At 62.4% G+C, this 23449-nt stretch carries 23 protein-coding genes; 9 read left to right on the forward strand and 14 right to left on the reverse strand.

Annotated elements, in window-relative coordinates; translation table 11 throughout:
• Nucleotides 1-61 precede the first annotated feature (61 nt).
• From arsC to BM019_RS01570, 3 genes are read left to right on the forward strand one after another with little or no spacing between them, the layout of a single operon-like run.
• Nucleotides 62-415 (forward strand): arsenate reductase (glutaredoxin), encoded by a 354-nt coding sequence (gene arsC, locus BM019_RS01560; protein ID WP_085531912.1) that lies wholly within the window; start codon nt 62-64, stop codon nt 413-415.
• On the forward strand, nt 412-1017 hold the full coding sequence (gene wrbA / locus BM019_RS01565) for an NAD(P)H:quinone oxidoreductase (RefSeq protein ID WP_007931797.1): 606 nt from the start codon (nt 412-414) through the stop codon (nt 1015-1017). The genes arsC and wrbA overlap by 4 nt, the downstream gene beginning before the upstream one ends.
• Nucleotides 1010-1435: a DUF2069 domain-containing protein gene (locus tag BM019_RS01570; protein ID WP_053262269.1), complete on the forward strand. Its 426-nt coding sequence runs from the start codon at nt 1010-1012 to the stop codon at nt 1433-1435. Before wrbA ends, BM019_RS01570 begins: the two co-directional genes overlap by 8 nt.
• Before the next feature lie 111 nt (nt 1436-1546).
• Here BM019_RS01570 and BM019_RS01575 read toward each other — a convergent pair whose 3' ends face one another.
• Together BM019_RS01575 and ttcA are read right to left on the reverse strand one after the other, a co-directional pair.
• The gene (locus BM019_RS01575) at nt 1547-2218 is read right to left on the reverse strand and encodes a DNA-3-methyladenine glycosylase I (protein ID WP_009050287.1); all 672 of its coding nucleotides are present in this window, start codon (nt 2216-2218) and stop codon (nt 1547-1549) included.
• A gap of 76 nt (nt 2219-2294) precedes the next feature.
• Nucleotides 2295-3119: a tRNA 2-thiocytidine(32) synthetase TtcA gene (gene ttcA, locus BM019_RS01580; protein ID WP_007931792.1), complete on the reverse strand. Its 825-nt coding sequence runs from the start codon at nt 3117-3119 to the stop codon at nt 2295-2297.
• 279 nt (nt 3120-3398) lie between these two features.
• On the opposite strand from ttcA, the gene BM019_RS01585 reads away from it, so the two are divergent.
• Entirely contained in the window at nt 3399-4001 is a 603-nt protein-coding gene (locus BM019_RS01585; RefSeq protein ID WP_007931790.1) for a Yip1 family protein, read from the forward strand.
• A 144-nt stretch (nt 4002-4145) separates the two neighbouring features.
• The gene (locus tag BM019_RS01590) at nt 4146-4637 is read left to right on the forward strand and encodes a SprT family zinc-dependent metalloprotease (RefSeq protein WP_007931787.1); all 492 of its coding nucleotides are present in this window, start codon (nt 4146-4148) and stop codon (nt 4635-4637) included.
• Between the two features lie 16 nt (nt 4638-4653).
• Here the strand turns inward: BM019_RS01590 and BM019_RS01595 are convergent, their stop codons facing one another.
• Complete coding sequence (locus BM019_RS01595; RefSeq protein WP_092417456.1) at nt 4654-5835, reverse strand: CaiB/BaiF CoA transferase family protein; 1182 nt, start codon at nt 5833-5835, stop codon at nt 4654-4656.
• 151 nt (nt 5836-5986) lie between these two features.
• Nucleotides 5987-7321, reverse strand: coding sequence for a dicarboxylate/amino acid:cation symporter (locus tag BM019_RS01600; RefSeq protein ID WP_007931783.1), 1335 nt, complete (start codon nt 7319-7321; stop codon nt 5987-5989).
• 346 nt (nt 7322-7667) lie between these two features.
• On the opposite strand from BM019_RS01600, the gene BM019_RS01605 reads away from it, so the two are divergent.
• Nucleotides 7668-8666 carry an AraC family transcriptional regulator gene (locus BM019_RS01605; protein WP_085531918.1) on the forward strand — a complete coding sequence of 333 codons (999 nt, stop codon included), beginning with the start codon at nt 7668-7670 and terminating at the stop codon, nt 8664-8666.
• Between the two features lie 9 nt (nt 8667-8675).
• Here BM019_RS01605 and BM019_RS01610 read toward each other — a convergent pair whose 3' ends face one another.
• The 3 genes from BM019_RS01610 to BM019_RS01620 form a co-directional block, all read right to left on the reverse strand.
• On the reverse strand, nt 8676-10022 hold the full coding sequence (locus BM019_RS01610; protein ID WP_009045131.1) for an ATP-binding protein: 1347 nt from the start codon (nt 10020-10022) through the stop codon (nt 8676-8678).
• Entirely contained in the window at nt 10019-10696 is a 678-nt protein-coding gene (locus BM019_RS01615; protein ID WP_007931776.1) for a response regulator, read from the reverse strand. Before BM019_RS01615 ends, BM019_RS01610 begins: the two co-directional genes overlap by 4 nt.
• A 118-nt stretch (nt 10697-10814) precedes the next feature.
• Complete coding sequence (locus BM019_RS01620) at nt 10815-11417, reverse strand: hypothetical protein (protein ID WP_007931772.1); 603 nt, start codon at nt 11415-11417, stop codon at nt 10815-10817.
• A 145-nt stretch (nt 11418-11562) separates the two neighbouring features.
• Between BM019_RS01620 and BM019_RS01625 the strand changes: the two genes are divergently transcribed.
• Both BM019_RS01625 and BM019_RS01630 read left to right on the forward strand, forming a co-directional pair.
• Nucleotides 11563-12354: a dienelactone hydrolase family protein gene (locus BM019_RS01625; RefSeq protein ID WP_092417457.1), complete on the forward strand. Its 792-nt coding sequence runs from the start codon at nt 11563-11565 to the stop codon at nt 12352-12354.
• A 103-nt stretch (nt 12355-12457) separates the two neighbouring features.
• Complete coding sequence (locus BM019_RS01630; RefSeq protein WP_092417458.1) at nt 12458-13183, forward strand: 4'-phosphopantetheinyl transferase family protein; 726 nt, start codon at nt 12458-12460, stop codon at nt 13181-13183.
• A gap of 27 nt (nt 13184-13210) precedes the next feature.
• Here the strand turns inward: BM019_RS01630 and BM019_RS01635 are convergent, their stop codons facing one another.
• Together BM019_RS01635 and BM019_RS01640 are read right to left on the reverse strand one after the other, a co-directional pair.
• Entirely contained in the window at nt 13211-14821 is a 1611-nt protein-coding gene (locus BM019_RS01635) for an ATP-binding protein (protein WP_092417459.1), read from the reverse strand.
• Nucleotides 14818-15543, reverse strand: coding sequence for a winged helix-turn-helix domain-containing protein (locus BM019_RS01640; RefSeq protein WP_062824964.1), 726 nt, complete (start codon nt 15541-15543; stop codon nt 14818-14820). The genes BM019_RS01635 and BM019_RS01640 overlap by 4 nt, the downstream gene beginning before the upstream one ends.
• Before the next feature lie 730 nt (nt 15544-16273).
• Here BM019_RS01640 and BM019_RS01645 point away from each other — a divergent pair.
• A complete protein-coding gene (locus tag BM019_RS01645; protein WP_062824963.1) occupies nt 16274-19165 on the forward strand; it encodes a ribonucleoside-diphosphate reductase subunit alpha in 2892 nt (963 codons plus the stop codon).
• A gap of 254 nt (nt 19166-19419) precedes the next feature.
• Here BM019_RS01645 and flgE read toward each other — a convergent pair whose 3' ends face one another.
• From flgE to cheR, 5 genes are all read right to left on the reverse strand, one after another.
• On the reverse strand, nt 19420-20745 hold the full coding sequence (gene flgE / locus BM019_RS01650) for a flagellar hook protein FlgE (RefSeq protein ID WP_009045136.1): 1326 nt from the start codon (nt 20743-20745) through the stop codon (nt 19420-19422).
• Nucleotides 20746-20775: 30 nt separating this feature from the next.
• Nucleotides 20776-21504 (reverse strand): flagellar hook assembly protein FlgD, encoded by a 729-nt coding sequence (gene flgD / locus BM019_RS01655; RefSeq protein WP_085531927.1) that lies wholly within the window; start codon nt 21502-21504, stop codon nt 20776-20778.
• 15 nt (nt 21505-21519) lie between these two features.
• Nucleotides 21520-21963 carry a flagellar basal body rod protein FlgC gene (flgC, locus tag BM019_RS01660; RefSeq protein ID WP_007921629.1) on the reverse strand — a complete coding sequence of 148 codons (444 nt, stop codon included), beginning with the start codon at nt 21961-21963 and terminating at the stop codon, nt 21520-21522.
• A gap of 3 nt (nt 21964-21966) precedes the next feature.
• Nucleotides 21967-22374 carry a flagellar basal body rod protein FlgB gene (gene flgB, locus BM019_RS01665; protein ID WP_007921628.1) on the reverse strand — a complete coding sequence of 136 codons (408 nt, stop codon included), beginning with the start codon at nt 22372-22374 and terminating at the stop codon, nt 21967-21969.
• A gap of 243 nt (nt 22375-22617) precedes the next feature.
• Nucleotides 22618-23445 (reverse strand): protein-glutamate O-methyltransferase CheR, encoded by an 828-nt coding sequence (gene cheR / locus BM019_RS01670; RefSeq protein ID WP_007921627.1) that lies wholly within the window; start codon nt 23443-23445, stop codon nt 22618-22620.
• Between the last annotated feature and the right edge of the window lie 4 nt (nt 23446-23449).

Genomic DNA, 23449 nt, shown 5'->3' on the forward strand with positions numbered 1-23449 from the left:
TTCAGGACTGCCCGTCGCACAGGTAGAATAGCCGCCACCTTACGCAAGATGCGACCCGCCCATGACCGATCTGACGCTTTATCACAACCCGCGCTGCTCGAAATCCCGCGGTGCGCTGGAACTGCTGGAAGCCCGTGGCCTGACCCCGACCGTGGTCCGCTACCTGGAAACCCCGCTCGATGCCGCCCAGCTGCAAAACCTGCTGGGCAAGCTCGGGATCGGCGCCCGCCAGCTGCTGCGCACCGGCGAAGACGAGTACAAGACCCTCAACCTGGCCGACGCCAGCCTGAGCGAAGCACAGCTGATCGCCGCCATCGCCGCGCACCCGAAACTCATGGAACGGCCGATTCTCGAAGTCGGCGACAAGGCCATCATCGGCCGGCCGCCGGAGAACGTGCTGGAGATCCTGCCTTGAGTACGCCGTACATCCTGGTTCTCTACTACAGCCGCAACGGCTCGACCAACGAGATGGCCCGGCAGATCGCCCGGGGCATCGAACAAGGAGGCATGGAAGCGCGCCTGCGCACCGTGCCGGCGATATCCGCCGACTGCGAGGCCGTGGCCCCGAGCATCCCGGAAGACGGCGCGCTGTACGCCAGCCTCGACGACCTGAAGCACTGCTCCGGCCTGGCTCTGGGCAGTCCGACCCGGTTCGGCAACATGGCCGCGCCGCTGAAGTACTTCCTCGACGGCACCAGCAACCTGTGGCTGACCGGAGCCCTGGTGGGCAAGCCGGCCGGGGTGTTCACCTCCACCGCCAGCCTGCACGGCGGCCAGGAAACCACCCTGCTGTCGATGATGCTGCCGCTGCTGCACCACGGCATGCTGATCACCGGCCTGCCCTACAGCGAGTCGGCCCTGCTGGAAACCCGTGGCGGCGGCACGCCTTACGGGGCCAGCCACCATGCCGGCGCCGACGGCAAGAGCCCGCTGAACGAGCACGAGGTCGCCCTCTGCCGCGCCCTGGGCCTGCGCCTGGCCAAGACTGCCCTGCAACTGGAGAGCAGCCGTGGCTAAAAAGCCGAAGATCCTGCCGGCCATCGAATGGCTGGAGCCGCGCGTACGCATCACCCGGGTGCTGAGCCTGATCTGCTTTTTCGGCCTGGTCGGCCTGCTCTGCGGCTACTACCTGTTCGTCGCCGACCTGCACGGCGCCCGGCCCTGGGTGATCCTGCTGATCGAACTGGTGCCGCTGCTGTTGATGGCGCCGGGCATGCTGGTGGGCAGCGCCCGCGGGCATTCCTGGATGTGCTTCGTGGTGAACCTGTATTTCATCAAGGGCGCGCTGGCCGCCTACGACCCGAACCGGCAACTGTTCGGCATCCTGGAGATGCTGGCCAGCCTGGCGGTATTCTGCTCGGCCCTGCTCTACGTGCGCTGGCGCTTCCAGCTCAACCGCAAGCTGGCGGGCGAAGGCCAGGTCAGCGCCGCCTGACGGCGCGCTATCGCGGGCAGGCCTCGCCCCTACAGAGCACCCAGTACTTCTGTAGGAGCGAAGCTTGCTCGCGATGAACGATGACGCGGTACTCCAGGGAACACGCCCCGATCAGTGATTGACCGTATACGCCAGCATCATCGAGATCTGGCACAGCGGCCGGCCACTTTCGGCGTGCCACTGGTTGAAGGCGCCCTGCACGGTGGCCAGGTCCTTGAGGCTGCTGGGCACCTTGTCGATGATCTGCTGCGCATTCAGCGCCGCCACCACGTCATAGGTCGGCACGAAGGTGTCCTTGCCGACCATCCGCAGAAAGCGCGGGGCCGACAGGCCGCCCAACTGGTGACCGTGCTTGGCCAGGTACTTCCACAGGCCGACGATGTCGGTCACCGGCCAGTCGGCGATCAAGGCGCCGAAACTGCCCTTCTCCTTTTCCACGTCGAGCACCATCTGCGCGTTGCGCGGCACGCTCTTGAGCTTGCCCAGGTGGCGAATGATCCGCGTGTCCTGCATCAGTCGCTCAAGGTGCTCGGCGCCCATCAGCACCACTTTTTCCGGGTCGAAGCCAAAGAACACCTCTTCGAAGGCCGGCCATTTGGCGTCCACCAGGCTGTGCTTCAAACCGGCGCGGAATACCCGCAGGGCCAGGGTCGAGAGGTAACGGTCATCGCTGATCTTGCGCAATTGCGCCGGGGTTTTCGGCACCGGCAGATGGGCTTCCAGCTCGGCCGCCGAACCGAAGCGGTTCAGACAGTATTCGTGCAGCCACTTGTAATCGCGCATGCCCTCTCCTAATGACGATAAAGAAACGGCGCTCGAAGGAGCGCCGTGATTCCACGATACAGAGCCGCGAGACGACTCAGAGGTTCACCACATTGACGAAACGCGAAGCCGCGGTTTCATCGATCTTCAGGCTGGTGAAGTCGAACAGGTTGCGGTCCGCCAGCTGCGACGGCACCACGTTCTGCAGGCCGCGGAAAATGCTTTCGGTACGGCCCGGGGTCTTGCGTTCCCATTCCTGGAGCATTTCCTTGACCACCTGGCGCTGCAGGTTTTCCTGGGAGCCGCAGAGGTTGCACGGGATGATCGGGAACTGCTTGAGGTCGGAATAGGCCTGGATGTCCTTCTCGCTGCAATAGGCCAGGGGGCGGATCACCACATTACGCCCGTCGTCGGCCCGCAGTTTGGGCGGCATGGCCTTGAGCGAGCCGTTGTAGAACATGTTGAGGAAGAAGGTCTCGACGATGTCGTCCCGGTGGTGACCCAGGGCCATCTTGGTCGCGCCGATCTCGTCGGCGAAGGTGTACAGGGTGCCGCGACGCAAGCGCGAACACAGCGAACAGGTGGTCTTGCCTTCCGGTATCAGCTCCTTGACCACCGAATAGGTGTCCTTCTCGACGATGTGGTATTCCACCCCCAACGTCTCGAGGTAGGCCGGCAATACGTGCTCGGGGAACCCGGGCTGCTTCTGGTCCATATTCACGGCGACGATGTCGAACTTGATCGGTGCAACCTTCTGCAGGTGCATCAGCACGTCGAGCATGGTGTAGCTGTCCTTGCCGCCGGACAGGCAGACCATGACCTTGTCGCCGTCTTCGATCATGTTGAAGTCGGCGACCGCTTCCCCGGCCTGGCGGCGCAAGCGTTTCTGCAGTTTGTTCTGGTTGACCGTAAGAGTGCCCATGGCGCTTGAAATCCGCGGTGTGTGACGAAAAGCCGGTCATTTTACGCAAAAACCGCGCGCGGGCGAAGCGCCAGGCGCCAGCCGACCGATCAAATCGCCGAATGCGATTACCAGTCGCGTCGACAGCGCGATTTGCTCTAACGCCTGCGCCTTTTGCAAGGCAGTCCTTTCTATACTGCGACATAAGGTCGCACACGTATTCAGACCTTTACTTACTTGGCCGCTGGCCCGTAGGCGCTCCATTGGGGGGCGATGGCAATAACAAAGGAGTGACTGACTATGATTCATCATGTCGTGGGACTCTTCACCCACCCCGATCAGGAATGGCGAGAAATACGTGGCGACGAAGAAGAAAGCATCAGCCACATGTACCTCACCCACACGCTGATTCTCGCGGCGATTCCGGCAATTTCGGCGTTTATCGGCACCACCCAGGTCGGTTGGGTCATCGGCAATCGAGCACCGGTCATGCTGACCATGGAAAGCGCGCTGTGGATGACCATCATGTCGTACCTGGCGATGCTGGGCGGGGTCGCGGTCATGGGCGCCTTCGTCCACTGGATGGCCCGCACCTACGACGCCAGCCCGAGCCTGGCGCGCTGCATCGCGTTCGCCACCTATACCGCGACGCCCCTGTTCATCGGCGGCCTGGCGGCGCTGTATCCGCACATGTGGCTCGGCATGATCGTCGGCACGGCCGCCATCTGCTACACCGTCTACCTGCTGTATGTCGGGTTGCCGACCTTCATGAACATTCCCTCGGACGAAGGTTTCCTGTTCTCAAGCTCCGTACTAGCCGTTGGGCTGGTGGTGCTGGTCGCGATCATGGCGTTCACCGTGATCGTCTGGGGTCTTGGCGTCGGCCCCGTTTACACCAACTGACGTCGCTCAAAAAACCAACACAATCTGCCAACACAGGCCGCCGCAAGGCGGCCTTCTAATCTGCGCAACGACCATTCGGCGCCTGGACGATTCGGAATGCATCGGCTTTGCGGCATACTCACCCGCTCTGGAGAGCCGTTAAGCATGCCCGAGCAACTCAATACCCGCGTCGAAGACTGTTTCCAACTCGCTGAATCCTTTTTCAAACGACCTTTCAAACGCCCGGTGGTCAGCCTCAAGTTGCGCGGCCAGAAAGCCGGTGTCGCCCACCTGCACGAGAACCTGCTGCGCTTCAACCCGCAGCTGTACCGGGAAAACACCGAAGACTTCCTCAAACAGACCGTGGCCCATGAAGTCGCGCACCTGATCGCCCACCAACTGTTCGGCGAGCGCATTCAGCCCCACGGCGAAGAATGGCAACTGATCATGCGCGGCGTGTACGAACTGCCGCCCAATCGCTGCCACACCTACGAGATCCAGCGCCGCAGCGTGACCCGCTACATCTACCGCTGCCCCTGCGACAACGATTTCCCGTTTTCCGCCCAGCGCCACCGCCTGGTCGCCCAGGGCCGGCGTTATCTGTGCCGGCGTTGCCGGCACACCCTGGTGTTCAGTGGCGAGATGCGGGTGGAGTGAACCCGGCCCTGGCGCCCTACAGGATGACCCGGCCCTGGCGTAGCTCAGCGATGCGCTGCGCGCTGTAACCCAGCTCGACAAGCACCTGGTCGCTATGGGCGCCCAGTTCCGCCCCGATATGCCGAGGCTCCGGCAGCCCCTGGGAAAACTTCAACGGACAGGCCATCTGCGCCTGGTAGCTGCCATCGCCACGCGGCACCTGGCTGACCAGTTGCCGTGCCTGCAGCTGCGGATGCGCCACCGCCTCCGCCAGGCCCAGCACCGGTTCGACGCAGGCGTCGACCGCGGCAAACAACTCGCAGAGCTCGGCAAAATCGTGCTTCTCGAACTCGACCTGCAAGGCCTGCTTGAGCGCCTGCTGTTGTTCCGGCTGCGGTGACAGCCCCTGGGCCGCCAGTTCCGGACGCCCCAGGGCCTTGCACAGCGCCTGCATGAACGGCGGCTCCAGGCTGCCCACCGACAGCCAGCGACCATCCCGACTGCGGTAATAGTCATAGAAGCTGCCGCCATTGAGCACCTGCTGCTCCGCCGCGGGTTCGATCCCGCACGCCAGGTAGCCGGCCCCGGCCATGGCGTTCAGGCTGAACACGCAATCGGTCATGCTCACGTCCAGGTGCTGCCCCAGGCCGCTGTGCTGGCGGGCAATCACCGCCGCGAGCAGGCCGATGACCCCATGCAGCGAACCGCCGGCGATATCCGCCGCCTGGATGCCCAGGGGCAGCGGCCCGCTGTCCTTGCGCCCGGTGTAGCTGGCCAGGCCCGCCAGGGCCAGGTAATTGATGTCGTGGCCGGCGCGGTCCCGGTACGGGCCGGTCTGGCCGTAACCGGTGATCGAGACATAGATCAGCTTCGGGTTCAGCGCCTTCAGCGCCTCGTAGCCCAGCCCCAGGCGCTCCATCACCCCGGGGCGGAACTGCTCCAGGACGATGTCGTACTCCAGCACCAGTTGGCGGATCACCTCCAGCGCCTCGGGCTGCTTGAGGTCCAGCGCCAGACTGCGCTTATTGCGATTGAGGTAGGCATGGCTGGCGGAAACGCCCTGATCGTGGGGCGGCAGCACCCGCAACAGGTCCATTCGGGTCGGCGATTCGATGCGCAGCACCTCGGCGCCCATGTCCGCCAGCAGCAAGGAGGCGAACGGCCCCGGCAGCAGCGTGGAGAAATCCAGTACCTTGAGTGACGCCAGTGGCCCTTGCATGAGCACCCTCCCTTGCCGATTGACTGCCCACAGAGTAGGCAGCGTCTCGAGGCCCGGCAATCACCGCAAGCGCCACCCGGGCTGACCGTTGCGCTCAAACCCCGGGCATGAAAAAACCCGCCGCAGCGGGTTTTTCATCGACGCGATGAAGTTACTTCACGGACGTCGGGGTTGGGCCTTCGGCAACGCCCAGGTCATCTTCTTCGCGAGTGTCGCTGATAGCACGACCACCGGAAGCCAGCTCGGCCTGCAACTGGTCTTCGTCCAGCTCCTTGACCCACTTGGCGACCACTACGGTGGCTACCGCGTTACCCACCAGGTTGGTCAGCGCGCGGGCTTCGGACATGAAGCGGTCGATACCCAGGATCAGCGCCAGGCCGGCCACCGGCAGGTGACCCACGGCCGACAGGGTCGCCGCCAGCACGATGAAGCCGCTACCGGTCACGCCCGCGGCGCCTTTGGAGGACAGCAGCAGCACCAGCAGCAGGGTGATCTGGTGAGTGATGTCCATGTGGGTGTCGGTCGCCTGGGCGATGAACACGGCCGCCATGGTCAGGTAGATCGAAGTACCGTCGAGGTTGAAGGAGTAACCGGTCGGGATCACCAGGCCCACTACCGACTTCTTCGCGCCCAGGCGTTCCATCTTGATCAGCATGCGTGGCAGGGCCGATTCAGACGAGGAAGTACCCAGTACGATCAGCAGCTCTTCACGGATGTAGCGGATCAGCTTCAACACACTGAAACCGTGGGCGCGGCAGATGGCGCCCAGCACCACCAGCACGAACAGCACGCAGGTGATGTAGAAGCAGATCATCAGCTGGCCCAGCTGCACCAGCGAACCCACGCCGTAGGCGCCGATGGTGAAGGCCATGGCACCCAGCGCACCGATCGGCGCGAGCTTCATGATCATGTTGATGATGTTGAACATCACATGGGCGAAACGGTCGATGAAGTCCAGCACCGGCTTGCCATAGGCACCCAGGCGGTGCAGGGCGAAACCGAAGATCACCGAGAACATCAGCACTTGCAGGATGTCGCCGTTGGCGAAGGCGCCGACGATGGTGTTCGGAATGACGTTGAGGATGAAGCCGACGATGCTCTGATCCTTGCCGGCGGTGACGTAGGCCGCCACTTTCGAGGCATCCAGGGTGGACACGTCGATGTGCATGCCGTTGCCCGGCTGCACCACGTTGACCACGACCAGGCCGATCAGCAGCGCGATGGTCGAAACGATTTCGAAGTACAGCAGCGCGTAGCCACCGGTCTTGCCCACCGATTTCATGTTCTGCATGCCCGCGATACCGCTGACAACCGTACAGAAGATGATGGGCGCGATGACCATCTTGATCAGTTTGATGAACCCGTCACCCAGCGGCTTGAGGGCCACACCGGTCTGCGGGTAGAAGTGACCGAGCAGGATGCCGATGGCGATGGCAACGATCACCTGGAAATACAGGGATTTGTACAGTGGCTGACGAGTCGTCATTGCAAAGTTCCTCAAGAGCACCGTTGCACACCATCCATCGATGCACACGACGCCTAAAGTGCGAACCCTCCTGCACTGGAGGGATTTGTTGTGTAGAGCTGCGGGGAACACCTTTCGCTGCTCCCTTCTCCTTGCTCGCTATCGCAAAGCCCGTGCCAGCTTGCCCAAAAACCCTGAAGGCCTTTGGACATCAGGGTTTGCGCTCGCCCTCGCTCTCCCTGTCCCTACATGAAGTGGCGGATTTCCGCCCATCGCCCGACGCTCGTCCTACAATTTGGCGGATATCCGCCTTGCCCAGTCGTTGTCGGCTGTTAACATCCGCCACTTAATGGACGGATCAACCTTCATGCGCGAACGCACCATCGCCAGTCATTTCGCCCGCGCCGCCCTGGGCGGGGCGCGTCGGCGGGGCTACGACTGTTCGGAGTTGCTGCAGACCCTGGGCATCAGCCTCGAACTGCTCAACGAACCCAAGGCCCGTATCGCCCCCGAGCAGTTCGCCAGCCTGCTGCAACAGCTCTGGCAAGTCCTCGATGACGAGTACCTGGGGTTTGGCGACGGCCCGAGCAAGCGCGGCACCTTCGCCATGATGTGCCACGCCCTGATCCACTGCAGCAACCTGGAGAAGGCCCTGCAGCGCGGCCTGCTGTTCTATAGCCTGTTCCCCCAGGCACCGCGGCTGAGCCTGACGCGCGAAGGGGACATGACCCGCCTGAGCCTGGACGACGCCGCGCTGTGGGACCCGGACCACTTCCTCAGCGAGAGCCTGCTGGTGATCTGGCATCGCCTCGGCAGTTGGTTGATCGGCCAGCGCATCCGCCTCGAACAGGCCTGTTTCAGCTACCCGAAACCCGAGCACGGCAACGAATACGACCTGCTGTTCCCCTGCCCCCTGGTGTTTTCCCGCGACTGCAGCAGCCTGCTGTTCCACAGCCGCTACCTGAGCATGCCGCTGCTGCAGGACGAACGAACCCTCAAGCACTTCCTTGAACGCTCCCCCGCCGACCTGCTGGCCCGCCCGGACGACGGCGACAGCCTGAGCAGCCAGCTGCGCCGCCTGCTCAGCCGCGACAGCAACCATTGGCCGGACCTGGAAAGCATCGCCCAGCACCTGCACATCAGCCCGCAGACCCTGCGCCGGCACTTGCGCGAAGAAGGCACGAGCTTTCAGGAGTTGAAGGATCAGTTGCGGCGCGATATCGCCATCTACCATCTGCGTCGGGCCGACCTGTCGTTGCAACAGATCGCCGAGCAGACCGGCTTTTCCGAGCCATCGGCCTTTCACCGCGCGTTCAAGAAGTGGACCGGGCTGACCCCGGGCGCCTACCGCGCCCAGGAAACCTGAGCGCCCTGATCAAATTACCGGGAAGTGAATACGGAACGCCGCCCCGCCCAGGGTGGAATCGCCAAGGGTCAGTTGCGCGCCGTAGCTGTCGATGATGTCCTTGACCACCGCCAGGCCGATCCCCTGCCCCGGATGCTGGCGATCCAGCCGTTCGCCGCGCTGGAGAATCCGCGCCCGCTGGTCCGGCGGCACGCCCGGCCCGTCGTCCTCGACACACAACTGCGCGCCGTGGAGGTCTTGGCGGACACTGATGCGCACCTCGCTCAGGCACAGGCGGTAGGCGTTCTCCAGCAAGTTGCCCAGCAATTCGAGCAAGGCTCCATGCTCGATCGGCACATAGCAGCGCTCCGGCAAGTCGAACGAGACCCGCACCTGTTTGTCGCGATAGACCTTGTCCAGGGTGTCGCACAGGCTTTTCAGCACCGGACGCAAACGCACCTGGTGGCGCACCAGGCCGCTCTTGCGCAGGCTGGCGCGCTGCAGCTGGTAGCTGATCTGCTGGCTCATGCGTTCGATCTGGGTCTGCAACACCCAGGCCTGTTCGCGGTCCTGGGGGCGCAGGGCCATGTCTTCACTGACCCCTTGCAACACCGTCAGCGGGGTCTTCAGGCTGTGGGCCAGGTCATCCAGGGAATCGCGATAACGGCTGCGTTGCTCGCGCTCGCTGTGCAGCAGGCGGTTCAACGAGCCGGTCAGGCGCAACAGTTCGCGTGGATGTTCTTCGCTGAGGCTTTGCCGGGTGCCGCTCTCGATTTCGTCCAGCTCCTGGCTCAGCCGGCGCAATGCCTGCAGGCCCCAGGTCAGGCCGAGCCAGAGCAGCGCCAGGAGCACCAGCAACGCGGCGCCGAACCCGAGGTAGAGGTTTTCCCGCACCCCTTCCAGGGTCAGCTGGTACTCACGCACCGGCTGCAAGGCGACGATGCTGAACGCCGCGCTTTTACCGCCCAGCAGCTTGACCTCGACGTCGTAGACGAAAAACTCCTGGCCGTTGACCTCGCGGATACGCGCGAACTCGTTGCCGCGCCCGTCATACCGTGGCTTGTAGTTGATGTTCTCTTCCTGGGTCGCCTTGGAGCGCCAGACCAGCCGCCCCTCCCGGTCGTAGATGTAGCCCAGGAGACGGCTGTCGGTCAGGTTGAAGCGCTCGTCCGGCAGTTGCGCCGGCATTTGCAGGTGATTGTTCTCGACCCGGGCCGCCGAGATCAGCGTGGTCACGTCGGAAGCCAGGCGCTGCTCGATGGAGTCCTGCAGCGCCAGGCTGAACGCGCCTTGCATGGCCGGCAACAACGCCAGCATGAACAGCACCGCCAGCGTCGTGGCCGCCAGCATCAGGCGCAGGCGTAACGATCGGATCATCGGCAGCGCTCGTTGAACAGGTAACCCAGGCCACGCACGGTATCGATGGGTTTGAAGCCCGACGGCCCTTCCAGCTTGCGCCGCAGGCGGCCGACCAGCACTTCGATCACGTTCGGATCGCGCTCGTCATCGTCCGGGTACAGCTGCTCCATCAGCCGATCCTTGGCCACCACCTGCTGATGGTGGCGCATGAGGTACTCGAGAATCCGGTACTCGTAGGCGGTCAGCGCCAGCGGTTGCTCGTCGAGCGAGGCCTGCTTGCGATTCAGGTCGAGCAGCAGCGGGCCGGCGATGATGGTCGACTGGGTGAAACCGCTGGAGCGGCGCAGCAGCGCATTCAAGCGTGCGTCCAGTTCCTCGAACTGGAAGGGCTTGACCACATAGTCGTCGGCGCCGGCGGCCAGCCCTTCGACCTTGTCCTGCCAGTTGCCGCGTGCCGTCAGGATCAGGATCGGAAACGCCTTGCCCCGCGAGCGCAGCTGGCGGATCAAGTCCAGCCCGCCCATGCCCGGCAGGCCCAGGTCGATCACCGCCAGATCATGGTTGAACTGCTCGGTCTGATACAGCGCCTCCTCGGCATTGGCCACGGACTCGACCACATGGCCGCTGTCCGTGAGGCGGGTTTGCAAGTGATGGCGCAGCAGCGCCTCATCTTCAACGACGAGCAGTTTCATGCAGCTCTCCCAGGCAAAATTCGACATCTCCAAGGGCGCTCAGGCGCCCTGATCGTATATATGGCAACGCCGGATCTTGCCTTGGCAGATCCGGCGCGGTCAGAACCAGGACAATATTTTAGAAAGCGTAGTTGGCCGACAGATACGTCTGGGCACTGCTGGTCAGGCTCAGCGAACCCTGCTTGCTGCCACTGCGCTCGCTCATCTCGGTGCTGGCATTGCTGCGCAGGTAACGGTAACCCAGTTCGACCGAGGTGTTCTGTGAAACCTGCTGCAGGACACCGGCCTGCACGCCCACGGCATAGCCGATATCGCTGTCGCGGCTGAAGCCCGGGGAATCCTGGGTCAGCTTGGTCAGGCCCGCGGTACCGCCGCCGAACAGCTTGGTGCTGCTGGTCACCGGCAGGAACACATCGTAGCTGCCGAGCAGGTTTTCCTGGCGCAGTTTAATGCCATTGTGCGAGCCGGAGACATTGTCGTAGGTGGCGTAGTAGCGGTGCTGGTCATTCTGCTGACCCAGGCGCACGCCCCAGGTGTTGTCCTTGCCGATCACACCGTCGGCGTTCGGGTTGTTCAGGTTGCTGTTGAGCAGGCTCGACTTCTTGACCTTGTCGCTGGTCTGGCCATAGGTAAGGCTGGCGAAGTTGCTGTCGGCGGCCTGGACGACAGCGCTGGCGCCGAGAACAGTGAAGGCCAGGATCATCTTCTTGAAAGTAGTCATGGGGTGTTTCCTCATTCGCTATGTGTTTTTGGGTACGGGAGCCAGACTACCGACCCCGCCCTGAACTCCCCCTGAACACACTCTGAACCTCGGCTGAATCAAATCGACTAGGCTGTCTGGCAGTCTTTTAAAAGGAGAACGGACCATGCGCGCGCTTTTCGCTTGCTTGTTGTTGGCTTTCTGCGGCTTGAGCCAGGCAGCCATCAAGACCCAGGAAATCCCCTACCAGAGCCCCGACGGTACCCGGCTCATCGGCTACTACGCCTATGACGACAGCTTGCAAGGGCCACGTCCCGGCGTCGTGGTGGTGCATGAATGGTGGGGCCTGAACGACTACGCCAAACGCCGGGCCCGGGATCTTGCGGCCTTGGGCTACAGCGCCCTGTCCATCGATATGTACGGCGACGGCAAGAACACCGAACACCCGAAAGACGCCATGGCCTTCATGCAGGCCGCCTCGAAAGACAGTGCCGCCGCCAGCGCGCGCTTCAAGGCCGGGCTCGACCTGCTGAAGAAACAACCGCAGACCGACCCGGCCAAGCTGGCCGCGATCGGCTACTGCTTCGGCGGCAAGGTGGTGCTGGACGCAGCGCGCCAGGGCCTGCCCCTGCTCGGCGTGGTGAGTTTCCATGGCGCCCTGGTCACCAGCACCCCGGCCACTCCTGGCAGCGTCAAGGCGAAAATCCTGGTGGAGCACGGCGCCCTCGACAGCATGGTCACCGCCGATAACGTCAGCGCCTTCAAGGCAGAAATGGACAAGGCCGGCGCCGACTACCAGTTCGTCAACCTCGAAGGCGCCAAGCACAGCTTCAGCAATCCGGATGCCGACCGCATGAGCCATGGCGAACATGGCGGGCTGGACATCGGCTACAGCAAGGCCGCCGATGAACGCTCATGGGCGGATATGCAGGCATTCTTCAAGAAGCTGTTCGGCTGACCCCGCGTCGACCGCCCCGAGGTCTCAACTCCCGGGGCGGCGGCATCGAGGCCGGCGCCTGCCAGGCTACCCTCCAGCCTTACAACCCGGCAAAATGCCTGGCATGAATCTCATCCCCACCCTCCCCGCCTGCTGCACCCCACTCGACGACCAGTGGCCGCTGCCCGACGCCCTGCCGGACGTCGTCCTGCTCGGCACGCATTTCGATGCCTCGCGCCTGGCCAGCGATGACTTCCAACTCAGCGCCATCGAGCCGCCCGCGAGCATTCAACGTTCGGTGGCGAAACGGCAGGCCGAGTTTCTCGCCGGTCGCTTCTGCGCCCGCGCCGCCCTGCAACGCCTGGACGGCCTGGACTGCATTCCGCCCATAGGCGAGGACCGGGCGCCGGTCTGGCCGACGCACATCAGCGGCTCGATCACCCACAGCACCGGGCGTGCCGCGGCGATTGTCGCGCGCAAGGAGCATTGGCGGGGGCTGGGCATGGACCTGGAAAACCTGCTCAACAGCGAACGGGCGGAACGCCTGGCGGGGGAAATCCTCATCCCGGCCGAAATGCAGCGCATGGCCGCCGCCCCGCGGGAACAACTGGCGCTCTGGGTCACCCTGACCTTTTCGGTGAAGGAAAGCCTGTTCAAGGCGCTGTACCCGATCGTCCGGCAACGCTTCTATTTCGAACACGCCGAAGTGCTGGAGTGGACGGCCAGCGGCCAGGTCCGCCTGCGCCTGCTGACGGACCTGTCCAGCGAATGGCGCAATGGCAGTGAACTGGATGCGCAATTCGCCCTGCAGGACGGGCAACTGCTGAGCCTGGTCAGCATCCGGGCTTGATGCCCGGACGAACCTGAGCGCAAGCCTTCAACCTTTATCCTGATGCCGTGGCCAGCTCAGGCTGAAGCAGGCACCGCCGAGGGTCTTGCTCCTGCTGATCAACGCCCGGCCGTCGTGCCAGTGAATGATCCGCCGCACGATCGACAACCCCAGGCCGTGCCCACCCGAAGCGCGGGTACGGCTGTCATCCAGGCGCAGGAACGGGGTGAAGATCCGCTCCCAGGCGCTTTCCGGAACCCCCGGGCCATCGTCCTCGACATCGACCCGGCAACGCATCTGCCCCACCTGGTAACTGACCAGCACCTGCGACTCGGCGTGGCGCATGGCGTTGCTCACCAGGTTCTGCAACGCCCGATGCAGGTAGCGCGGCTCAGCCTCGACCCAGGCGCCATCGCAATCCGCCGCGGACAGGCACGAACCACGCTGTACCTTGACCTGCGCGCGCAACGGCGCCAGCTCGCTGATCACCTGGTTGATCAGCGCGTCCAGGTCGATGCGCTGGAAGTTCAGCGCCGGCGAACCCTGTTCCAGCCGCGCATAGGTGAGCATTTCGTCCACCAGCCGGTCGAGGTCCTGGATATCGTTGTCCATGCCCTCCATGTATTTGTCCCGGGCCTGCGGGGTGGTCGCCGAGCCGATCATCTCCAGGCCAAAACGCAGGCGCGCCACTGGCGTGCGCAACTCATGGGACACCGCGCGCACCAGCTCGCGCTGGATTGCCAGCAAGCGCTGCAAATGCTCGGCCATGCCATTGAAGGCCGCCGCCAACCGGCCCACGGAATCGGCGCCACCGGCCGGCACCCGGGCTTCCAGGCTGCCCTTGGCAATGCGCGTGGCCGCCGACTCAAGGCCACGCAAGCGCCGCTCCAGCTGGCGCACTAATAAATAGACGATCAGACCGATCAGGCTCAGACCCAGCACCGCGATCAACACCAGCCATTGCGGCGGGTAGGGATTCATCTGGTACAGCGGGCCGATTTCCAGCACCCAGGGCGTGCCCACCATCCCTGCGAACACACGGATCGAATCACCGCCCTTGCCCAGCGCCATCACCGTATCGCCCTCGGCAACCCGGCGACGCTGGTCCTCGTCCATGTCCGCGTCGTCCTGGGTGACCAGGTGCATGTCGAAGCCAAAGCCTTTGTTCTTTTTCAGTGCCGCCAGGCGTTCTGGCTGCTCGGCCACCGGAAAGCGCACCAACTCGTCGGCCAGCAGATAGATAGTCGCCCGCGCCAACTGTTCGCTGATCTGCTGCACCTCGCCGGTCAGCAGCAGTTGTTCCGACTCGCTGACCAGGCGATAGACCCGCGCCGCATAAGGCCCGGTCTGCTCCACCAGGGCCTGGCCGCGCAAAACGCGGTTGCGCTGCCCGAGGTCGAGACCGGTCTGGGTGAAGGTCTGCAGGGTCAGCGGGATGCCCAACAGGCGCTCCCACACTGCCAGGGCGCGGCGGCGCTCGATTTCGCTCATGGGTTGCAGGTTGTCGGCCATCAGCGAGAACGTGCCGTGGGCCAGGCGCTCGCGGTATTGCTCGCTACGCACCTGGTTGAGCAGGTGCAGCGCCAGTACGCCCAACAGCGCCACCAGAATCAGCGCGGCGCACATGCCGCCGTAGATGCGCAGGAATATGGAGTTCACGGCGACAGGTCGGCAGCGGCTTCGGGGACGAATAGATAACCCTTGCTGCGGATGGTCTTGATCAACCGCGGGTGTTCCGGGTCGTCGCCGATTTTCGGGCGGATCCGCGAAATGCGCACATCGATGGAGCGGTCCTGGCCGTCATAGCCGATGCCGCGCAGGGCGGTGAAGATTTCCTCGCGGGACAGAATGCGCCCGGCGTTGGCCACCAGCAGCCAGAGCAGGTCGAACTCGGCGCTGGTCAACTCGATCCCGGCATCGTGCAGCCAGGCCTCGCGCAAGGCGCTGTCCACCACCAGCGGACCGAATTGCAGGCGCCGGGATTTCTCCGGCGCGCTGCTTTCCACCGGTTCGCTACGCCGCAGCAGGGCCTGGATCCTGGCCAGCAACAGGCGCGGACGGACCGGCTTGCACACGTAATCGTCGGCACCGGTGTCCAGCCCCAGTATCTGGTCCATGTCGTCGGTGCGCGCGGTCAGCATCAGGATTGGCCCGTCGTAGCGATCGCGGACCTTGCGGCAAATGCTCAGGCCATCCTCGCCGGGCAGCATCAGGTCGAGGATCACCAGGTCGGGTTGTTCGGCAATGATCCGCGCCGCGGCCAGGGCGCCATTGCCTTCGATGGCGACACGCAATCCATTGCTCTGCAGATATTCACAGGTCAACTCGGCCAGTCGCTGATCGTCCTCGACGATCAATATCTGCCACGCTTCTTGCTCCACGGTGACCTCTGCTTGCCAGATACGGGCTCCGGAAGAATCCGCCCGTCTTTTTGTAATGTGAGATGGATAAAACAATGTCTGCAAGGCCCGATTGTAGCAACGGCAAAGGCCGTGAACACAAGGCGCTGAATGCGCTCGGTAAAGGCGTTTTTTTGTGATAGGGTTCGCGCCCGCAAAAATCCGCCCCGGGCAGTTTTGCAGGGCAAAAAACAGTGACAAACGGTAGGATCCAGCCCTGCTGCGGCCTGCGTGAGGTTTACCTGCTTCATACACAATTTACGCACAACCTTATCCACAGGCTGTACGTTGCAATCGCCCCCAAAAACGCATTATCTTGTAGCTCGGCCGCAAAAAAACCCTACATCTAGGGTTTCAGGCCAAAAACCAAACACAAATCAGACAAGAAACTCAAGCGCTTTTCTTGCACTCGTTTGGTGGAACCAATCGGATTTTCAGAAGCCAAACCGCGCGTGCGGATGGCTGCGGTTTTCCAGCCCACGGCGAGGAAAACGGTACGGGTGTTGCAGTACACGACTGTCACCCACCAGGAATACGGTTACGAGCCACTGGCTCGCGACCTATGACTTCGGCATGGAAGCGGCGCCAACAGCCCCCTTCCTGAACTGTCCCGAAGTCGTTATGCCCGGCGTGCGCCGGTTGTAGTGCTTCAGGACGGAACGGTGGGCACCCAAAGGGTGCCCAAACAAACATAGAGAACGTGGAGACACCCATGCAAACCGACACAACTCGCGAGAACCCGCAGGCCAAAGCGCCGCAGGCTGCCGATTCCAACCTGGATCTGTCTGCCACCGCGCCTGGCCAACTGCGAGTGATCAAGCGTAACGGCACTGTCGTTCCTTACACCGATGACAAAATCACCGTCGCCATCACCAAAGCGTTTCTCGCAGTTGAAGGCGGCACCGCTGCCGCTTCGTCGCGAATCCACGACACCGTCGCTCGCCTGACCGAGCAGGTCACCGCCACCTTCAAGCGTCGCATGCCTTCGGGCGGCACCATCCATATCGAAGAGATCCAGGACCAGGTCGAACTGGCCCTGATGCGCGCCGGCGAGCAGAAAGTTGCCCGCGACTACGTGATCTACCGTGACTCGCGCGCCAAAGAGCGCGCCACCCGCACCCCAGGCGAAGAGCCGGTGCAGGCTCACCCATCGATCCGCATCACCCGCGCCGACGGCAGCTTCGCGCCTCTGGACATGGGCCGCCTGAACACCATCGTCACCGAAGCCTGCGAAGGCCTGGAAGAAGTCGACGGCGACCTGATCCAGCGCGAAACCCTGAAGAACCTCTACGACGGCGTAGCACTCAAGGACGTCAACACCGCCCTGGTGATGACCGCGCGCACCCTGGTAGAGCGCGAGCCGAACTACTCGTTCGTGACCGCCCGACTGCTGATGGACACCCTGCGCGCCGAAGGCCTGAGCTTCCTGGAAGTGGCCGAGAGCGCCACTCACCACGAAATGGCCGACCTGTACGCCAAGGCACTGCCGGCCTACGTCGCCAAAGGTATCGAGTTCGAACTGCTGAACCCTGTGCTGGCCGACTTCGACCTGGAGAAACTCGGCAAGGCGATCAACCACGAGCGCGACCAGCAGTTCACCTACCTGGGCCTGCAGACCCTGTACGACCGTTACTTCATCCACAAGGACGGCGTGCGTTTCGAACTGCCGCAGATCTTCTTCATGCGCGTGGCCATGGGCCTGGCGATCGAAGAAAAACAACGCGAAGACCGTGCCATCGAGTTCTACAACCTGTTGTCGTCCTTCGACTACATGGCTTCGACTCCGACCCTGTTCAACGCCGGTACCCTGCGTCCACAGCTGTCGAGCTGCTACCTGACCACCGTGCCGGACGATCTGTCGGGCATCTACGGCGCCATCCACGACAACGCCATGCTGTCGAAATTCGCCGGCGGCCTGGGCAACGACTGGACTCCAGTGCGTGCGCTGGGCTCCTACATCAAGGGCACCAACGGCAAGTCCCAGGGCGTCGTGCCGTTCCTGAAAGTGGTGAACGACACCGCGGTAGCCGTGAACCAGGGTGGCAAGCGCAAAGGCGCTGTGTGTGCCTACCTGGAAACCTGGCACATGGACATCGAAGAGTTCATCGAGCTGCGCAAGAACACCGGTGACGATCGTCGTCGTACCCACGACATGAACACCGCCAACTGGATCCCTGACCTGTTCATGAAGCGCGTCTTCGACGACGGCAAGTGGACCCTGTTCTCGCCATCGGAAGTGCCGGACCTGCACGACCTGACCGGCAAGGCCTTCGAAGAGCGCTACGAGTACTACGAAGCCCTGTGCGAATACGGCAAGATCAAGCTGTTCAAGACCATCCAGGCCAAAGACCTGTGGCGCAAGATGCTGTCCATGCTGTTCGAAACCGGCCACCCTTGGCTGACCTTCAAGGACCCGTGCAACCTGCGCAGCCCGCAGCAGCACGTGGGCGTGGTCCACAGCTCGAACCTGTGCACCGAGATCACCTTGAACACCAACAAGGACGAGATCGCCGTTTGCAACCTGGGCTCGATCAACCTGCCGAACCACATCGTCGATGGCAAGCTGGACACCGCCAAGCTGCAACGCACCGTGAACACTGCTGTGCGCATGCTCGATAACGTGATCGACATCAACTACTACTCGGTACCGCAGGCGAAGAACTCCAACTTCAAGCACCGTCCGGTCGGCCTGGGGATCATGGGCTTCCAGGACGCGCTGTACCTGCAGCACATCCCTTACGGTTCCGATGCCGCTGTCGACTTCGCCGACAAGTCCATGGAAGCGGTGAGCTTCTACGCGATCCAGGCTTCCTGCGACCTGGCCGACGAGCGTGGCGCCTACGAGACGTTCCAGGGTTCGCTGTGGTCCAAAGGCATCCTGCCGCTGGATTCGCAACAGATCCTGATCGAGTCCCGTGGCCAGAAGTACATCGATGTCGACCTGAACGAAACCCTGGACTGGGCACCGGTGCGCGCCCGTGTACAGAAAGGTATTCGTAACTCCAACATCATGGCCATCGCGCCGACCGCGACCATCGCCAACATCACCGGCGTGTCGCAGTCGATCGAACCGACCTACCAGAACCTGTATGTGAAATCGAACCTGTCGGGCGAATTCACCGTGATCAACCCGTACCTGGTTCGCGACCTCAAGGCTCGTGGCTTGTGGGACTCGGTCATGATCAACGACCTGAAGTACTACGACGGTTCCGTGCAGCAGATCGAGCGCATCCCGCAAGAACTCAAGGAGCTCTACGCGACTGCCTTCGAAGTGGAAACCAAGTGGATTGTCGACGCCGCTAGCCGCCGCCAGAAGTGGATCGACCAGGCTCAGTCGCTGAACCTGTACATCGCCGGCGCTTCGGGCAAGAAGCTCGACGTGACCTACCGCATGGCCTGGTACCGCGGCCTGAAAACCACTTACTACCTCCGTGCCCTGGCCGCGACCAGCACCGAGAAGTCGACCATCAACACCGGCAAGCTGAACGCTGTTTCCAGCGGCGGCAACCACGGTGACGACTCGGTCCTGGCGGCTCCAGCCGGTCCAGCTCCAGTGCCGAAGGCTTGCGCCATCGACGAGCCGGATTGCGAAGCTTGCCAATAAGCTGAGCCGATAGGCGCCTCCCGGCGCTTATCCGAACCCCCGACAGGCCCTGCCTGCCGGGGGTTTTCTTTGGCCTGGGGAAAAGCCGCCCTCTCCATCCTCCGCAGCCGCTACCGGCTGCCCCTACCTGAGTGTCATGACTTATCGCGAGCAAGCTTCGCTCCTACAGAAGCAGATTGCGGTGGATGAATCTTGCGGGCACAAAAAAGCCCCTGCGGTGAGGGGCTTTTTTGAGCGCTGTCAGCCAGCCATTATCAGGTCATCTGAATAATGGTCTGCATGATGGTGCTCTGGGTGGAGATGGTCTTGGCGTTCGCCTGGTAGTTGCTCTGGGCCTTGATCAGGTCCACCAGCTCGTTGGTCAGGTTGACGTTCGACTCTTCCAGGGAGTTGGACACGATCGAACCCAGGGTGCCGGTTTGTGGAGCATCGTAGCCCGGTACGCCCGAGGCGTAGGTCTCTCTCCAGCTGGTGCCGCCGACTGGCTGCAAACCTTGTTCGTTGGTGAAGCTGGCCAGGGAGATCTGCCCGATGGCCTTGTTCTGGCTGTTGCTGAAGTTGGCGAACAGGGTACCGGTGCCGTCGATGGTCAGGTTGGTGATCTGGCCAGTGGCGTAGCCGTCCTGCACCGGCAGCGAACGCGCGGTATCGGCGTTGAACTGAGTGGTGCTGGTCATGGAGATGGTCACGCCGCCGGCATTGGCGCTGGCACCGTTGGCCGCCCACACACCATTGGTCACGGTACCTGGCACCCAGCCCGCCAGGGTCAGGTTGTTACCCGGATTAGGCGTGGTGGCAGGCGGCGTGATGACCGAAACCAGTTTGCCGGCGGAGTCGAAATTCATGGTCGATGCGACTGGAGCCGTAGCGCCGGTGGTGGTCGGAGCGGAGCCATCGAGGTTACGACCATCGACCAGGGTGTAGGTCTTCCAGGTGTTGGCACCGGTTTTCACCATGTACTGGTCCAGCTTGTGCTCGTTGCCCTGGCTGTCATAGATCGGTGTGCTGAACTGCTTGGTGTAGGTTTCCACCTTGGTCGGATCGAAGGCAAAACCTGTCACGCTCTGGTCGATGACCGGCGCGGTGGAGTTCAGGTTGATGGTCGAGGACACCGAGCCGGTGGCCTTCGGCGACAGGTTCGAGGTGTCGATGCGCAGGTCGGTCAGCACGCCGTTGACGATCTTGCCATTGGCATCGACCGCATAACCTTGCAGGCGGGCAGTGCCATCGGTGTTGGTGATGTAGCCGTCCTTGTCGGTCTTGAAGGTACCGGCGCGGGTGTAGGTCAGCGAGCCGTTGTCGCTCAGCACGAAGAACCCCGAACCCTGGATCCCCATGTCCAGTACGTTGCCGGTGTTGTTCACGTCGCCCTGGCCGAACTGCTGGGAAACGTTGGCCAGACGCACACCGTTGCCCACGGTCTTGCTGCCGGTGCCCAGCTTGGTGGCCGAGTAGACGTCAGCGAACTCGGCACGGGACGATTTGAAGCCGGTGGTTGCCACGTTGGCGATGTTGTTGCCGGTCACGTCCAGTTGCTTGTTGGCAGCATAGAGACCGCTAAGGCCGATATTAAAAGACATATTCCACTCCTTGTGCCGCGTTAGTCGGCTCTAGATACCAATGGTTTGAACTTTGGAGAGCGCCACGGGGCTGCTCAGTCCCGCGAGGTTCAACATCAGCTCACCGCCGGTCTGGCTGATGGTGACGCTGTTGACCGTCGCCGGCAGGTAGGTGACCAGGTCGGTCGCCTTGCCATCGATCTTTGTGCTGGCCTTGAAGGTGTAATTGCCCGGATCGGCCTTGGTGCCGTCGGTCTTGGTGCCGTCCCAGACAAAACTGGTACTGCCGGCCTTCTGGCTGCCCAGGTCGAGGGTCTTGACCGTCTTGCCATCCTTGTCGGTGATGGTCACGGTGACGCCACTGACTCCGGTAGGCACTGTCACCGAACCGGTCATGCTCTTGGTGGTGTCGACCTGGGTGGTACCGGTCTGGACGATCACCGAACGCCCCACCAGGGACGAAGCCTGCAGGGCCTGGGACGACTTATAGTTGCCAGTGATGGAGTTCACCGAGGTATTGAGGGTGGTGATCCCTTCCAGGGTGGAGAACTGCGCCAACTGGGCAACGAACTCGCTGTTGTCCTGTGGGTCCAGCGGGTTCTGGTTTTTCAGCTGGGTCACCAGTAGCTTCAGGAACGCATCCTTGCCCAGCTCATTTTTCCCCTTGACGCTATTGGTGGCCGCGGCCAGGCCGTCATTGCTGGTGGTCGGGGTTTTCTTCGAGGAGTTCGCAAGGATCTCCTTGAGCGTCAGGCTACTGGTGGTATCGGTAACACTCATCTGAGTCGCCCCTTATCACTGACCGAGGGTCAGGACCTTCTGCATCATGGTTTTGGCGGTGTTCATCATTTCCGCGTTGGTCTGGAACGAGCGGCTGGCGGAAATCATGTCGGCCATTTCTTCCACCACGTTGACGTTGGGGTAGTAGACATACCCCTTGGCGTCGGCGGCCGGATGGTTAGGCTCGTAACGCGCCTCTAGGTTGCTCTGGTCCTCGACCACACCCAGCACCTGAACGCCCTGACCGGCCGCGTCCTGGTTCTGGAACAGCGACTCGCTGCCGCCGCTTTGCGCGCCCTGGAACATGGTGGCGAACACCGGGTGGCGCGCACGGTAGGTCTGGTCGATGCTCGAGGAGACTGTCTCGGCGTTGGCGATGTTACTGGCGACGGTGTTCAAGCGAGTGGTCTGGGCACTCATGCCACTACCGGCAATATTGAAAACACTGGCGAGGGACATGGATTACTCTCCGCGCAGGGCTGACACCAGCCCTTTGAATTTGCTGTTGAGCAGCGTGAAGCTGGCCTGGAAGTTCACCGAGTTCTCGGCGTAGTTCGACTGTTCCAGTTGGGCATCCACGGTGTTCTGGTCGATCGACGGCTGCATCGGTGTGCGGTACAGCAGCGATTCGTCGCCGCTGCCCAGGCCTTCGGCTTCGATGTGCCGGCTGTTGGTCATGTTCAGGGCAAAGGTGCCGTTCTTGGCTTTCTCGTTCTGCTCGGCGAGCACGGCAGAGAAGTCCAGATCCCGAGCCTTGTAGTTCGGGGTGTCGGCGTTGGCGATGTTGTTGGCCAGCACCTCGGCACGCTTGGCGCGAAAGCCAAGAGCCTGCTCATGAATGCCGAGCGCTTTATCGAAGCTGATGCTCATGTCGGGAAACCTTCGACCAGATTTTTCGTAAACGGGATATAGCAAGCCGCGTGCCAAGTGCTCAAAGCCCGTAAATCAAGGCTTTGCCGGCAGCGGCAAAGCGGCAATGCCAGAAAAGCGGCAAGGCATTTCCGCGAAACGTCAGCAAAGCGGCAATGCAGCGGTTGCCGCCTCTCCTGCGCTGGCAAAATCGCAGGCACAAAAAAAGAGGCCCGAAGGCCTCTCTTTTCAACAACGACAATCTTACTTCGCCTGGTAGATGATCCCAGGGCTGCACTGGACCATCTGGTAATGGTCGGGCAATCCATTGAGCGCCTCGGAAGCCCCGAGAAACAGGTAACCACCCGGCTTCAGGGTGCTGTGAATGCGCATCAGGATGTCCTTCTTCACCTCGGCGGAGAAGTAGATCAGCACATTGCGGCAGAACACGACGTCGAATTTGCCCAGGCTGGCATAGCTGTCCAGCAGGTTGAACGAGCGGAACTCGACCCGGCTCTTGATCGGCGCCTTGACCACCCAGCGCCCCGGCCCCTTGGGGTCGAAATAGCGCTGCAGGCGGTCGGCCGACAAACCGCGACCGATCGCCAGGCTGTCGTACTCGCCGGTCTTGCAGTTGTTCAGCATGGTCCCGGACAGGTCGGTGGCAACGATCTGCACCCCCATCTTCAGTTGCCCCATGTTGGTCTTCTCGAACTCGTCGATCGACATGGACAACGAATAGGGTTCCTGCCCCGAGGAACAGGCCGCCGACCAGATGCGCAAGCGCTGGTTGGGGCTGGCCTTGATCGCCTCCGGCAAGACCTTGTTCTTCAACACCTCGAATGGATAGGTATCGCGAAACCACAGGGTTTCGTTGGTGGTCATGGCGTCGACCACCATCTCTCGCAAACCGCTGCGCGGCTGGGACTGAATGCGCTGAACCAGCTCCCCGAGGGACTTGATGCCTTGCTGTTCCATCAGTTTGTTGAGACGGCTCGACACCAGATATTGCTTGTTCTCACCCAGCAAGATCCCACAGGCTTTTTCCAGGAACACCCGGAACTGTTCGAAATCCAAATTACCCGTAGACAATGAT

This window comes from Pseudomonas sp. NFPP07 (assembly GCF_900115645.1).
Classification (GTDB): Bacteria; Pseudomonadota; Gammaproteobacteria; order Pseudomonadales; family Pseudomonadaceae; genus Aquipseudomonas; species Aquipseudomonas chlororaphis.